Source organism: Burkholderia vietnamiensis LMG 10929 (assembly GCF_000959445.1).
Classification (GTDB): domain Bacteria; phylum Pseudomonadota; class Gammaproteobacteria; order Burkholderiales; family Burkholderiaceae; genus Burkholderia; species Burkholderia vietnamiensis.
Map to the genome: position 1 here is coordinate 506,865 of NZ_CP009631.1, position 12,696 is coordinate 519,560.

The 12,696-nt window shown below is 60.3% G+C and carries 21 protein-coding genes; all 21 read right to left on the minus strand.

Annotated features, from left to right (window positions below; all coding sequences use genetic code 11):
* Complete coding sequence (gene rpsE / locus AK36_RS12285) at positions 1 to 519, minus strand: 30S ribosomal protein S5 (protein WP_006752931.1); 519 nt, start codon at positions 517 to 519, stop codon at positions 1 to 3.
* A 15-nt stretch (positions 520 to 534) separates the two neighbouring features.
* Positions 535 to 900, minus strand: a complete 366-nt coding sequence (gene rplR / locus AK36_RS12290; protein WP_006477183.1) for a 50S ribosomal protein L18 — start codon at positions 898 to 900, stop codon at positions 535 to 537.
* A gap of 12 nt (positions 901 to 912) precedes the next feature.
* Entirely contained in the window at positions 913 to 1,443 is a 531-nt protein-coding gene (gene rplF / locus AK36_RS12295; RefSeq protein ID WP_011883007.1) for a 50S ribosomal protein L6, read from the minus strand.
* 18 nt (positions 1,444 to 1,461) lie between these two features.
* A complete protein-coding gene (gene rpsH / locus AK36_RS12300; RefSeq protein ID WP_006477185.1) occupies positions 1,462 to 1,857 on the minus strand; it encodes a 30S ribosomal protein S8 in 396 nt (131 codons plus the stop codon).
* A 14-nt stretch (positions 1,858 to 1,871) separates the two neighbouring features.
* Complete coding sequence (gene rpsN, locus AK36_RS12305) at positions 1,872 to 2,177, minus strand: 30S ribosomal protein S14 (protein ID WP_011883006.1); 306 nt, start codon at positions 2,175 to 2,177, stop codon at positions 1,872 to 1,874.
* Positions 2,178 to 2,184: 7 nt separating this feature from the next.
* Entirely contained in the window at positions 2,185 to 2,724 is a 540-nt protein-coding gene (rplE, locus tag AK36_RS12310) for a 50S ribosomal protein L5 (RefSeq protein ID WP_011883005.1), read from the minus strand.
* A 16-nt stretch (positions 2,725 to 2,740) separates the two neighbouring features.
* Entirely contained in the window at positions 2,741 to 3,049 is a 309-nt protein-coding gene (gene rplX / locus AK36_RS12315; RefSeq protein ID WP_006477187.1) for a 50S ribosomal protein L24, read from the minus strand.
* A gap of 9 nt (positions 3,050 to 3,058) precedes the next feature.
* Positions 3,059 to 3,427 carry a 50S ribosomal protein L14 gene (rplN, locus tag AK36_RS12320; protein WP_006752929.1) on the minus strand — a complete coding sequence of 123 codons (369 nt, stop codon included), beginning with the start codon at positions 3,425 to 3,427 and terminating at the stop codon, positions 3,059 to 3,061.
* A 309-nt stretch (positions 3,428 to 3,736) separates the two neighbouring features.
* A complete protein-coding gene (gene rpsQ / locus AK36_RS12325; protein WP_006752928.1) occupies positions 3,737 to 4,009 on the minus strand; it encodes a 30S ribosomal protein S17 in 273 nt (90 codons plus the stop codon).
* Entirely contained in the window at positions 4,006 to 4,200 is a 195-nt protein-coding gene (rpmC, locus tag AK36_RS12330; protein WP_006400652.1) for a 50S ribosomal protein L29, read from the minus strand. Before rpmC ends, rpsQ begins: the two co-directional genes overlap by 4 nt.
* A gap of 9 nt (positions 4,201 to 4,209) precedes the next feature.
* Entirely contained in the window at positions 4,210 to 4,626 is a 417-nt protein-coding gene (rplP, locus tag AK36_RS12335) for a 50S ribosomal protein L16 (RefSeq protein WP_006482873.1), read from the minus strand.
* Positions 4,627 to 4,628: 2 nt separating this feature from the next.
* Positions 4,629 to 5,429, minus strand: coding sequence for a 30S ribosomal protein S3 (gene rpsC / locus AK36_RS12340; protein ID WP_006482899.1), 801 nt, complete (start codon positions 5,427 to 5,429; stop codon positions 4,629 to 4,631).
* Positions 5,430 to 5,440: 11 nt separating this feature from the next.
* A complete protein-coding gene (rplV, locus tag AK36_RS12345; RefSeq protein WP_004199272.1) occupies positions 5,441 to 5,770 on the minus strand; it encodes a 50S ribosomal protein L22 in 330 nt (109 codons plus the stop codon).
* A 12-nt stretch (positions 5,771 to 5,782) separates the two neighbouring features.
* A complete protein-coding gene (gene rpsS, locus AK36_RS12350) occupies positions 5,783 to 6,058 on the minus strand; it encodes a 30S ribosomal protein S19 (RefSeq protein WP_004199273.1) in 276 nt (91 codons plus the stop codon).
* Between the two features lie 10 nt (positions 6,059 to 6,068).
* Positions 6,069 to 6,896: a 50S ribosomal protein L2 gene (rplB, locus tag AK36_RS12355; protein WP_011883004.1), complete on the minus strand. Its 828-nt coding sequence runs from the start codon at positions 6,894 to 6,896 to the stop codon at positions 6,069 to 6,071.
* 2 nt (positions 6,897 to 6,898) lie between these two features.
* Positions 6,899 to 7,213, minus strand: coding sequence for a 50S ribosomal protein L23 (gene rplW, locus AK36_RS12360; protein WP_004199275.1), 315 nt, complete (start codon positions 7,211 to 7,213; stop codon positions 6,899 to 6,901).
* Positions 7,210 to 7,830, minus strand: a complete 621-nt coding sequence (rplD, locus tag AK36_RS12365; protein WP_006477192.1) for a 50S ribosomal protein L4 — start codon at positions 7,828 to 7,830, stop codon at positions 7,210 to 7,212. The genes rplW and rplD overlap by 4 nt, the downstream gene beginning before the upstream one ends.
* Positions 7,830 to 8,480 carry a 50S ribosomal protein L3 gene (rplC, locus tag AK36_RS12370; RefSeq protein ID WP_006752926.1) on the minus strand — a complete coding sequence of 217 codons (651 nt, stop codon included), beginning with the start codon at positions 8,478 to 8,480 and terminating at the stop codon, positions 7,830 to 7,832. Before rplC ends, rplD begins: the two co-directional genes overlap by 1 nt.
* A 178-nt stretch (positions 8,481 to 8,658) precedes the next feature.
* On the minus strand, positions 8,659 to 8,970 hold the full coding sequence (gene rpsJ, locus AK36_RS12375) for a 30S ribosomal protein S10 (RefSeq protein ID WP_004199280.1): 312 nt from the start codon (positions 8,968 to 8,970) through the stop codon (positions 8,659 to 8,661).
* A gap of 281 nt (positions 8,971 to 9,251) precedes the next feature.
* The gene (tuf, locus tag AK36_RS12380) at positions 9,252 to 10,442 is read right to left on the minus strand and encodes an elongation factor Tu (protein WP_011882996.1); all 1,191 of its coding nucleotides are present in this window, start codon (positions 10,440 to 10,442) and stop codon (positions 9,252 to 9,254) included.
* A gap of 42 nt (positions 10,443 to 10,484) precedes the next feature.
* Positions 10,485 to 12,587, minus strand: a complete 2,103-nt coding sequence (fusA, locus tag AK36_RS12385; protein WP_011883003.1) for an elongation factor G — start codon at positions 12,585 to 12,587, stop codon at positions 10,485 to 10,487.
* Positions 12,588 to 12,696 lie beyond the last annotated feature (109 nt).

Genomic DNA, 12,696 nt, shown 5'->3' on the forward strand with positions numbered 1-12,696 from the left:
TTAGCCCAAAATATCTTCGACGGACTTGCCGCGCTTCGCCGCGATGTCTGCCGGGGTCGACTGCTTGCGCAGACCGTCCAGCGTGGCGCGAACGAGGTTGTACGGGTTCGTCGAACCGTGGCTCTTCGCCACGACGTTCTGCACGCCCATCACGTCGAACACTGCGCGCATCGGGCCGCCGGCGATCACGCCCGTACCTGCCTTCGCCGGAGCGAGGAGGACTGCGGATGCGCCATGCTTGCCGTGCACTTCGTGCTGCAGCGTGCCGTTCTTGAGCGGCACCTTGAACATGTTGCGGCGAGCCTGTTCCATTGCCTTCTGGACAGCGACCGGCACTTCCTTCGCCTTGCCCTTGCCCATACCGATGCGGCCATCACCATCGCCGACCACGGTCAGTGCGGCGAAGCCGAGAATACGGCCACCCTTCACGACCTTGGTCACGCGATTGACCGAAATCATCTTTTCGCGAAGGCCGTCGTCGCGTTCGTCAGCCTGAACTTTCGCTTGCATCTTTGCCATGACGAATTCCTTCCCTTAGAACTTGAGCCCAGCTTCGCGAGCTGCCTCAGCCAGCGCCTTGACGCGGCCGTGGTAGCGGAAGCCCGAGCGGTCGAAGGCGACGGATTCGATGCCGGCAGCCTTTGCCTTTTCGGCAATACGCTTGCCGATCAGCGTCGCGGCATTAACGTTGCCGCCCTTGCCCGACTTGTCGGCGAGTTCGGCGCGCACTTCTGCTTCGAGCGTCGACGCGCTGGCGAGCACCTTGGTGCCGCAGGGCGAGAACACTTGAGCGTAGATGTGCGTGTTCGTGCGATGCACGGCGAGACGCGCGACCTGCAGCTCAGCGATCTTGATACGCGTCTGGCGAGCGCGGCGCAGGCGAGATTGAGTCTTATCCATGATTGCGCACCCTTACTTCTTCTTCGTTTCTTTGAGGATCACAACCTCGTCGGAATAGCGCACGCCCTTGCCCTTGTAGGGCTCCGGCGGACGGTAACCGCGAACTTCCGCAGCTACTTGACCGACTTGTTGCTTGTTGATCCCCTTGATCACGATTTCGGTTTGCGTCGGAGTTTCAGCCTTGACGCCTTCCGGCATCTGGTGCACCACCGGGTGCGAGAAACCCAGCGACAGGTTCAGCTTGTCGCCTTGCGCTTGCGCACGATAACCGACGCCAACCAGCGTCAGCTTGCGCTCGAAACCCTTGGTCACGCCGTGCACGGCGTTCGCGATGATCGCGCGCATCGTGCCCGACATTGCGTTTGCTTCGCGGCTTTCGTTGACCGGCGCCAGATTCAGCGTGCCGTCGTTGTTCGCCACGTTCACGAGCGGATTCACCGGCTGCGTGATGGTGCCCAGCGGGCCCTTGACGGTGATCGCACCGTCGGCCAGCTTGACTTCCGCGCCTTGCAGCGCGATCGGGCTCTTACCTACTCGAGACATGTTTCTCTCTCCTCGGCTTTAAGCGACGTAGCAGATGACTTCGCCGCCGACGCCGGTAGCGCGCGCCTTGCGGTCGGTCATCACGCCCTTCGGCGTCGAAACGATTGCCACGCCCAGGCCGTTCATGACCTGCGGAATGTCGTTACGACCGCGGTACACGCGCAGACCAGGCTTCGACACGCGCTCGAGGCGTTCGATGACCGGGCGACCTGCGTAGTACTTCAGCGCGATATTCAGTTCGGACTTCGCACCTTCCGCCTTTACGGCGAAATCGTCGATATAACCTTCGTCCTTCAGGACTTGCGCGATTGCAACCTTGACCTTCGACGAGGGCATCGCGACCGATACCTTCTCGACCATCTGCGCGTTGCGGATGCGAGTCAGCATATCGGCGATAGGATCACTCATGCTCATTTACGTTTCTCCTATTACCAGCTCGCCTTGGTCAGGCCAGGAATCTCGCCACGGAATGCGATTTCACGAATCTTGTTGCGCGCGAGGCCGAATTTACGGAACGTGCCACGCGGACGGCCCGTGATCGCGCAGCGGTTACGCTGGCGGGTCGGGTTCGAGTTGCGGGGCAGTTGCTGCAGCTCCAGGCGTGCTTCGTAGCGCTCTTCTTCCGACTTGCTTTGGTCTTCGACGATCGCCTTCAGCGCTTCGCGCTTTGCTGCGAACTTCGCGACCAGGCGGGCGCGCTTCTTTTCACGTTCGATCAGTGCCAGTTTAGCCACGGTAACCTCAGTTTCTGAACGGGAACTTGAAGCTGGCGAGCAGAGCCTTTGCTTCGTCGTCGGTCTTCGCAGTCGTCGTGATGCTGATATTCAGCCCACGCAGTGCGTCGATCTTGTCGTAGTCGATTTCGGGGAAAATGATCTGCTCTTTCACACCGATGTTGTAGTTGCCGCGGCCATCGAAGGCACGACCCGACACGCCGCGGAAGTCACGCACGCGGGGCAGGGCAACGGTCACGAAACGGTCGAGGAATTCGTACATCGCACGGCCGCGCAGCGTCACCATCGCGCCGATGGGATAGCCCTGGCGGATCTTGAAGCCTGCGATTGCCTTGCGTGCCTTCGTGACGACCGGCTTCTGACCGGCGATCTTCGTGAGGTCGCCAACGGCGTTCTCGATGACCTTCTTGTCAGCGATCGCTTCGCCAAGACCCATGTTCAGCGTGATCTTGGTGATGCGCGGCACTTCCATGACCGACTTGTAACCGAACTTCTCGATCAGGCCGGGCACAACCTTTTCTTTGTAAAACTCTTGAAAACGAGCCATTTTTTACTCCGCTGCGTCAGGCGCTCAGTACGGCACCGGTCGTCTTCAGGAAGCGAACCTTCTTGCCTTCCTCGACCTTGATGCCAACACGCGACGCCTTGCCATTCGCGTCGACCAGTGCGACGTTCGAAATATGCAGGGGCATCGTCTTCGCTTCCACGCCGCCCGTCGTACCCTTCATCGGGTTCGGCTTCACATGCTTCTTGACGAGGTTGATACCCTCAACCGTCACATGTTCAGCACCGACAGCCAGCACGACGCCGCGCTTGCCCTTGTCCTTGCCAGTGACGACGATCACTTCGTCACCTTTGCGAATCTTGTTCATCGCGACTCCTTACAGCACTTCCGGCGCCAGCGAAACGATCTTCATGAATCGTTCGCTACGCAGCTCACGCGTCACCGGCCCGAAAATGCGGGTGCCGATCGGCTCAAGCTTGTTATTCAAAAGCACAGCGGCGTTGCCGTCGAACTTGATCAGCGAGCCGTCTTGACGGCGAACACCCTTGGCGGTGCGGACCACCACGGCGTTGTAGATTTCGCCTTTCTTCACGCGCCCGCGCGGCGTTGCTTCTTTGACGGTCACCTTGATGATGTCGCCAATGCCGGCATAACGACGCTTCGAGCCGCCGAGCACCTTGATGCACATGACTTCACGCGCACCCGTGTTGTCGGCTACTTCGAGCCGAGATTCGGTCTGGATCATGGTTTGTCTTTCCCAACTTAATCCGGATGCACCACCATGATGCATACGGTCAGTCTTGGTCCCGTCAGCCAATCGGCTGCTTGGGTTGGAACAGCAGCGACGGCAAACGAAACCCGCCATCGCAATTCGGTGAATCTTTCGGACAGGCTGGCGCCAGTCCGCTTCCCCCACCAACTTCGCCCGCGACGGGGCTCCCATAAAGAGGGAAGACCGGGATTATAACAAATAATCCCGGTCACGCAAGCAAAAACTTTGCGATTTCAAGCACTTCATGGCGAAGTGCCTGTTACTGCCTACTGCTCTGCCCGCTTAGATGACGCGAGCTGCTTCGACGAGGCGCGACACCGTCCAGGCCTTCGTCTTCGAAACAGGACGGGTTTCCTGGATTTCGACGAGATCGCCTTCGTTGCAGGTGTTCGCTTCATCGTGCGCGTGGTACTTCTTCGAACGCACGACATACTTGCCGTAGATCGGGTGCTTGACGCGGTGCTCGATCAGCACGGTGACGGTCTTGTCCATCTTGTTGCTGACGACCCGACCGACCAGCGTCCGCTTCAGCGAGGTTTTCACGCTATCGTTCATTTCTGGTTCGCCTTCTGAGTCATGACGGTCCGCACACGTGCGATGTCGCGACGAACCTTCTTCAGCTGGCTCGTGTTCGTGAGCTGCTGGGTCGCGAGTTGCATGCGCAGGCCGAATTGCGCCTTCAGCAGGTCCGCCAGCTCCTTGTTGAGCGCGGCCTGGTCTTTCTGGAGAAGTTCGGAAGCCTTCATGTTTTCTCCTTAGGCGCCGAGCTGGCGCACGATGAACGCCGTCTTCAGCGGCAGCTTCGCTGCAGCCAGACGGAACGCTTCGCGTGCCAGTTCTTCGGTTACGCCGTCCATTTCATAGAGCATCTTGCCCGGCTGGATCTCGGCGACGTAGTACTCCGGGTTACCCTTACCGTTACCCATACGCACTTCGGCCGGCTTTTGCGAGATCGGCTTGTCCGGGAAGATCCGGATCCAGATGCGGCCGCCACGCTTGATGTGACGCGTCATTGCACGACGCGCTGCTTCAATTTGACGCGCGGTCAAACGGCCGCGACCGATCGCCTTCAGGCCGAATTCACCGAACGACACCGCGTTGCCGCGCGTCGCCTTGCCGGTGTTACGACCCTTCTGCTCTTTGCGATACTTCCTGCGTTTCGGTTGCAGCATCGTTATTCTCCAGTCTTGCCGTCTTCCGGCTTGCCGGCGCCGCGGCGCGGTGCGCCACGACGAGCACCCGGAGCGCCGCCTTCGCCGTCACGGCGCGGACGACGGTCGCCCGGACGCGCATTGCGACGCGGACGCTTGTCTTCGGCTACTTCTTCGACCACCGGCGCGTCATTGCGGCCGAGCGTGTCGCCCTTGTAAACCCAAACCTTGACACCGATGATGCCGTAGGTCGTCTTCGCTTCCGAGGTTGCGTAGTCGATATCGGCGCGCAGCGTGTGAAGGGGCACGCGACCTTCGCGATACCACTCCGTACGAGCGATTTCGATACCGTTCAGACGGCCTGCGCTCATGATCTTGATGCCCTGGGCACCCAGACGCATCGCGTTCTGCATCGCACGCTTCATCGCGCGACGGAACATGATCCGGCGCTCGAGCTGTTGCGTGATCGAGTCAGCGATCAGTTGAGCATCGGTTTCCGGCTTGCGGATCTCTTCGATGTTGACATGAACCGGCACGCCCATGCGGCGTTGCAGTTCCGTCTTCAGCTGTTCGATATCCTCGCCCTTCTTGCCGATGACGACGCCCGGACGCGAGCTGTAAATCGTGATGCGCGCGTTCTTTGCCGGACGCTCGATGACGACCCGACCGACCGAAGCGTTCTTCAGCTTCTTCTTCAGGTATTCACGAACACCGATGTCTTCCTGCAGCATCGCCGCGAAATTGTTGTTGTTCGCGTACCAACGCGAAGCCCAATTGCGGCTGACAGCCAGGCGGAAGCCAGTCGGATGAATTTTCTGTCCCATCGTATGGCTCCTTAATTCCCGACCGTCACAGTGATGTGACAGGATTGCTTCTCGATGCGGTTACCGCGGCCCTTGGCGCGCGCGGTGAAACGCTTGAGCGATGCAGCCTTGTCGACGTAGATGCTCTTGATCTTGAGCTCGTCGATATCGGCGCCTTCGTTGTGCTCCGCATTCGCGATTGCCGACAGCACAACCTTCTTCACGATGCCAGCCGCCTTCTTCGGCGAGAACGTCAGAACGTTCAGCGCCTTGTCGACCGGCAAACCGCGGATCTGGTCAGCCACAAGGCGCGTTTTTTGCGCCGAGATGCGGGCACCGCGATGAATTGCTTTCACTTCCATCTTGATTGCCCCTTATTTCTTGGCCTTCTTGTCGGCTGCGTGACCCTTGAACGTACGGGTCAGTGCGAACTCGCCAAGCTTGTGGCCGACCATGTTTTCCGAGATGTACACCGGAACGTGTTGACGGCCGTTGTGAACAGCGATCGTCAGGCCGATGAAATCCGGCAGAATCGTCGAGCGACGCGACCAGGTCTTGATCGGCTTTTTGTCGCGCGAAGCTGCAGCCGCCTCAACTTTCTTCAGCAAATGGGCGTCGCAGAACGGACCTTTTTTTACAGAACGTGCCATTGCCTACTCCTTAACGCTTGTGACGGCGCTGGACGATCATCGTCGTCGTGCGCTTGTTGCTGCGGGTGCGATAACCCTTGGTCGGCGTGCCCCACGGGCTCACCGGATCGCGACCTGCAGCCGTCTTGCCCTCACCACCACCGTGCGGGTGATCGACCGGGTTCATCGCAACGCCACGCACCGTCGGGCGGATACCGCGCCAGCGGTTCGCGCCAGCCTTGCCGATCTGGCGCAGGCTATGCTCTTCGTTGCCGACTTCACCGATCGTTGCACGGCACTCGATGTGCACGCGGCGGATTTCGCCCGAGCGCAGACGAACCTGCGCGTAGACGCCTTCACGCGCCAGCAGCATGGCCGACGTGCCAGCCGAACGCGCCATTTGCGCGCCCTTGCCCGGCAACATCTCGATGCAGTGGATCGTCGTACCGACCGGAATGTTGCGGATCGGCAGCGTATTGCCTGCACGGATCGGCGCTTCCGAACCCGACATCAGCTGTTGGCCGACGGTCAGGCCCTTCGGGGCGATGATGTAGCGACGTTCGCCGTCAGCGTAGAGCACCAGCGCGATGTTCGCGCTGCGGTTCGGGTCGTACTCGAGACGCTCGACCTTTGCCGGAATGCCATCCTTCGTGCGACGGAAGTCGACGATACGATAGTGATGCTTGTGACCACCGCCCTTATGGCGGGTGGTGATGCGACCGTTGTTGTTACGGCCGGCGGTCGAGCTCTGCGTGTCGAGCAGTGCCGCGTGCGGCTTGCCCTGGTGCAGATCCTTGTTGACCACCTTGACCATCGCGCGGCGACCCGGCGAAGTCGGTTTAACTTTCACGATTGCCATGATTACTTGGCCTCCGCTTCAAAGTTGATTTCCTGGCCGGGCTTCAGGCAAACGTACGCCTTCTTCACGTCCTTGCGACGGCCCATCGAACGGCCGAAGCGCTTTTGCTTGCCCTTCTGAACCAGCACGTTGACCGAATCAACCTCAACCTTGAACAGCAGCTCGACAGCCGCCTTCACTTCCTGCTTCGTGGCATCCGGTGCGACTTCGAACACGACCTGCTCGTTCTTGTCGGCAACCAGCGTCGCCTTTTCGGAAATCACCGGTGCGAGCAGGACCTGCATCAAACGATGATCGTTCTTGCGAATCTCGCTCATGACAGCAACTCCTCGATCTGGGCGACCGCAGCCTTCGTGACCAGCACTTTCTTGAAGTAGATCAGCGACAGCGGGTCAGCGTAGCGCGGCTCGACAATCGCCACGTGCGGCAGGTTGCGCGAAGCCAGGTACAGGTTCTCGTCGACCGTATCCGTGATGATCAGGACGGAGTCGAGACCCATGGTCTTGAATTTGTCGGCCAGCAGCTTGGTCTTCGGCGCTTCGAGGATGATGTCCTCGACGACCGACAGACGGCCTTCACGGGCCAGCTGCGAGAAGATCGAGCAGAGACCTGCGCGATGCATCTTCTTGTTGACCTTGTGCGAGAAGTTCTCTTCCGGCGAGTTCGGGAAGATGCGACCACCGCCACGCCACAACGGGCTCGACGACATACCGGCACGAGCGCGGCCCGTACCCTTCTGACGCCACGGCTTCTTGGTGGTGTGCTTGACTTGCTCACGGTCCTTCTGTGCGCGGTTACCCTGGCGAGCATTCGCCTGGTACGCGACGACGACCTGGTGGATCAGCGCTTCGTTGTAGTCACGACCGAACACGACGTCCGACGCGTTGACCACTGCACCTTCCTGACCATTTTCGTTCAGGAGCTTGAGTTCCATTATTTCGCCCCCTTGGTCTTGACGGCCGGCGTCACGAAAACCTTGCCGCCCTTCGCGCCCGGAATCGCGCCCTTGACGAGCAGCAGCTTGCGCTCTGCGTCGATACGAGCGATTTCGAGGTTCTGCACCGTCACCGTAACGTCACCGAGGTGACCCGTCATGCGCTTACCCGGGAAAACGCGACCCGGATCCTGCGCCATACCGATCGAGCCCGGCACGTTGTGCGAGCGCGAGTTACCGTGCGTGGCACGGCCGGAGGAGAAGTTGTAACGCTTGATCGTACCGGCGTAGCCCTTACCGATCGACACGCCTTGCACGTCGACCTTCTGGCCTACTTCGAAAAGATCTGCACCGACCACGGCGCCATTCGACAGCTCGGCTGCCTTGGCCGCGTCAATGCGGAATTCCTTGAGGATTTCACCGGCTTCGACACCGGCTTTGGCGAGATGACCTGCCAGCGGCTTCGTCACGCGCGATGCGCGGCGGGAGCCGAATGCAACCTGCACGGCCGTGTAGCCGTCGGTTTCAACAGTCTTGATCTGCGTCACGCGGTTGTCCGACACGTCCAGCACGGTGACGGGAATCGAATCCCCTTCAGCCGTGAAGATACGGGTCATGCCAACCTTGCGACCTACGAGTCCAAGGCTCATCATTTTCTCCATTCCCGACTGCGATTGGTCGGGGCTGATTTACAAAATGCCGGGCACGCAAGGCCCGACTTTTTTACGCGAATGCGCGAAAAGCCAAGCAGTATAGCCCGACCCTTCGATTTCCGCAAGCAATACAAAGACTTAGCACCGCCCGGCAAGCCCGGCGGCGCCGGAAGCCTTACTGCAGCTTGATTTCCACGTCGACGCCTGCCGGCAGATCGAGCTTCATCAGCGCGTCAACCGTCTTGTCCGTCGGGTCGACGATGTCCATCAGGCGCTGGTGGGTACGGATTTCGAGCTGATCGCGCGACGTCTTGTTGACGTGCGGCGAACGCAGAATGTCAAAACGCTGAATGCGCGTCGGCAGCGGCACCGGGCCACGGACGATTGCGCCAGTCCGCTTCGCGGTATCGACGATTTCGGCAGCCGATTGATCGATCAGACGATAGTCGAAAGCCTTCAGGCGAATGCGGATTTTCTGTTGCTGCATGACGATTCCTTGAAAAGAGCGAGGCGATCTTGCATCGCCGGACACTAAAAGAACGCGAGACCTGTTGCCTGCGGGGAGCGAGGCGACACGTCCCGAACGGTACTTCCACTGCTAAGCCCGCGATTCTACACGAAAAATCAAAGCGGTGGCGCGCATTTGTCAATACCACGCTGCGCGCACCACAAAAAAACCGGGCGCCAGATCAAACTGGACACCCGGTTTCGACGGCACGACAGCTGCCGTGAGGCGCGAGCCCGTGAAGGGCCCGCGGATCGTCGATGTTACTCGATGATCTTGGCGACGACGCCAGCGCCGACGGTACGGCCGCCTTCGCGGATTGCGAAGCGCAGACCTTCTTCCATCGCGATCGGCGCAATCAGCTTCACCGTGATCGACACGTTGTCGCCCGGCATCACCATTTCCTTGTCCTTCGGCAGCTCGATCGAGCCCGTCACGTCCGTCGTACGGAAGTAGAACTGCGGACGGTAGTTGTTGAAGAACGGCGTGTGGCGACCGCCTTCGTCCTTGCTCAGCACGTACACTTCAGCCGTGAAGTGCGTGTGCGGCGTGATCGAACCCGGCTTCGCCAGAACCTGGCCGCGCTCGACGTCTTCACGCTTCGTGCCGCGCAGCAGGATACCGACGTTGTCGCCCGCCTGACCTTGGTCCAGCAGCTTGCGGAACATTTCAACGCCCGTGCAGGTCGTCTTCACCGTCGGCTTGATACCGACGATTTCGATTTCCTCGCCGACCTTCACGATGCCGCGCTCGACGCGACCCGTCACCACCGTGCCGCGACCCGAGATCGAGAACACGTCTTCCACCGGCATCAGGAACGCGCCGTCAACCGCACGCTCCGGCGTCGGGATGTACGTGTCCAGTGCGTCTGCCAGGTTCATGATCGCCACTTCGCCCAGCTCGCCCGTGTCGCCTTCCAGCGCCAGCTTGGCCGAACCCTTCACGATCGGCGTGTCGTCGCCCGGGAAGTCGTACTTCGACAGGAGTTCGCGAACTTCCATCTCGACCAGCTCGAGCAGTTCAGCGTCGTCCACCATGTCGCACTTGTTCAGGAACACGATGATGTACGGAACGCCAACCTGACGTGCCAGCAGGATGTGCTCGCGCGTTTGCGGCATCGGGCCGTCTGCTGCCGAGCAAACCAGGATCGCGCCGTCCATCTGCGCTGCGCCCGTGATCATGTTCTTCACGTAGTCGGCGTGGCCCGGGCAGTCGACGTGTGCGTAGTGGCGGTTCGCCGTTTCGTACTCGACGTGTGCCGTGTTGATCGTGATGCCGCGCGCCTTTTCTTCCGGTGCCGCGTCGATCTGATCGTAGGCCTTCGCTTCGCCGCCGAACTTCTTCGTCAGCACCGTCGTGATCGCTGCCGTCAGCGTCGTCTTGCCGTGGTCAACGTGACCGATCGTACCAACGTTGACGTGCGGCTTGGTCCGCTCAAACTTTTCTTTTGCCATGATTCTCTTCTTTCAAAAAATATCGGTTGGGTAGCTTCAGATTTACTTCGACTTCGCGCTGATGATCGCGTCAGCAACGTTGCGCGGAGCTTCGGCGTAGTGCTTGAACTCCATCGTGTACGTTGCGCGACCTTGCGTCAGCGAGCGCAGCGACGTCGAGTAACCGAACATTTCCGACAGCGGCACTTCGGCGCGAACGATCTTGCCGCCGCCAACCATGTCTTCCATGCCCTGGACGATACCGCGACGGCCCGACAGGTCGCCCATCACGTTGCCCATGTAGTCTTCCGGCGTCTCGACTTCGACAGCCATCATCGGCTCGAGGACGACCGGGTTCGCCTTGCGCATTGCTTCCTTGAACGCCATCGAACCGGCCATGCGGAACGCATTTTCGTTCGAGTCGACGTCGTGGTACGAACCGAACGTCAGGTGAACCTTCACGTCGACGACCGGGAAGCCGGCCAGCACGCCCGACTTCAGCGTGTCCTGGATACCCTTGTCGACCGCCGGGATGTATTCACGCGGAATCACACCACCCTTGATCTCGTCGAAGAACTCGTAGCCCTTGCCCTGCTCGTTCGGCTCGAGCGTGATGACCGCGTGACCGTACTGGCCGCGACCACCCGACTGCTTGACGAACTTGCCGTCGACGTCCTTCGCCGTCGAACGGATCGTTTCGCGGTATGCAACCTGCGGCTTGCCGACGGTTGCTTCCACGCCGAATTCACGCTTCATCCGGTCGACCAGAATTTCGAGGTGGAGCTCGCCCATGCCCGAAATGATGGTCTGGCCCGATTCTTCGTCGGTCTGCACGCGGAACGACGGGTCTTCCTGCGCCAGACGGTTCAGCGCGAGGCCCATCTTTTCCTGGTCGGCCTTCGTCTTCGGCTCGACGGCCTGCGAAATCACCGGCTCCGGGAACACCATGCGTTCGAGAACGATCGGGTTCGCCGGGTCGCACAGCGTGTCGCCCGTGGTTGCTTCCTTCAGGCCGACCGCAGCGGCGATGTCGCCGGCGCGAACTTCCTTGATTTCTTCGCGCTGGTTCGCGTGCATCTGCAGAATCCGGCCGAGGCGTTCCTTCTTGCCCTTGGTCGAGTTCAGCAGCGTGTCGCCCGAGTTGACGACGCCCGAGTACACACGGAAGAAGATCAGCTGGCCGACGAACGGGTCGGTCATGATCTTGAACGCCAGCGACGAGAACTTCTCTTCGTCCGATGCCTTGCGCTCTGCCGCTTCACCGTTTTCGAGTTCGCCCTTGACCGGCGGAATGTCGACCGGCGACGGCAGGAAGTCGATCACGGCGTCGAGCATGCGCTGCACGCCCTTGTTCTTGAACGCGGTACCGCACAGCATCGGCTGGATTTCGCACGCGATCGTACGGTCGCGCAGCGCCTTGATGATGTCGGCTTCCGGCAGATCGCCTTCTTCCAGGTACTTGTTCATCAGGTCTTCGCTGGCTTCAGCAGCCGCTTCGACCATCTTTTCGCGCCATTCCTTGCAGGTTTCCGCGAGCTCGGCCGGGATGTCGACGTAGTCGAACTTCGTGCCTTGCGACGCTTCGTCCCAAATGATCGCCTTCATCTTGATCAGGTCGACCACGCCCTTGAAGTTTTCTTCCGAGCCGATCGGCACCACGACCGGAACCGGGTTCGCCTTCAGGCGCAGACGGAGCTGGTCGTAGACCTTGAAGAAGTTCGCGCCGGTACGGTCCATCTTGTTGACGAACGCGAGACGGGGCACCTTGTACTTGTTCGCCTGGCGCCACACCGTTTCCGACTGCGGCTGCACGCCGCCCACTGCGCAGTAGACCATGCACGCACCGTCGAGCACGCGCATCGAGCGCTCGACTTCGATCGTGAAGTCGACGTGGCCCGGGGTGTCGATGATGTTGATGCGGTGTTCCGGATAGTTGCCGCCCATGCCCTTCCAGAAGGCCGTGGTTGCAGCGGACGTGATCGTGATGCCACGCTCCTGTTCCTGCTCCATCCAGTCCATCGTTGCTGCGCCGTCGTGGACTTCACCGATCTTGTGGTTCACACCGGTGTAAAACAGAATGCGCTCGGTCGTCGTCGTCTTGCCGGCGTCGATGTGAGCGCTAATACCGATATTGCGGTAGCGCTCGATGGGAGTCTTGCGAGCCACTTTGATCCTCTACTGGGATGACGTGACGCAGCCCTGCTGCATCACGCCTCAACACAAACGGGCGAGGCGCCTGAAAAGCGCACCCGCCCGGAATTTATTTCCGCTACAG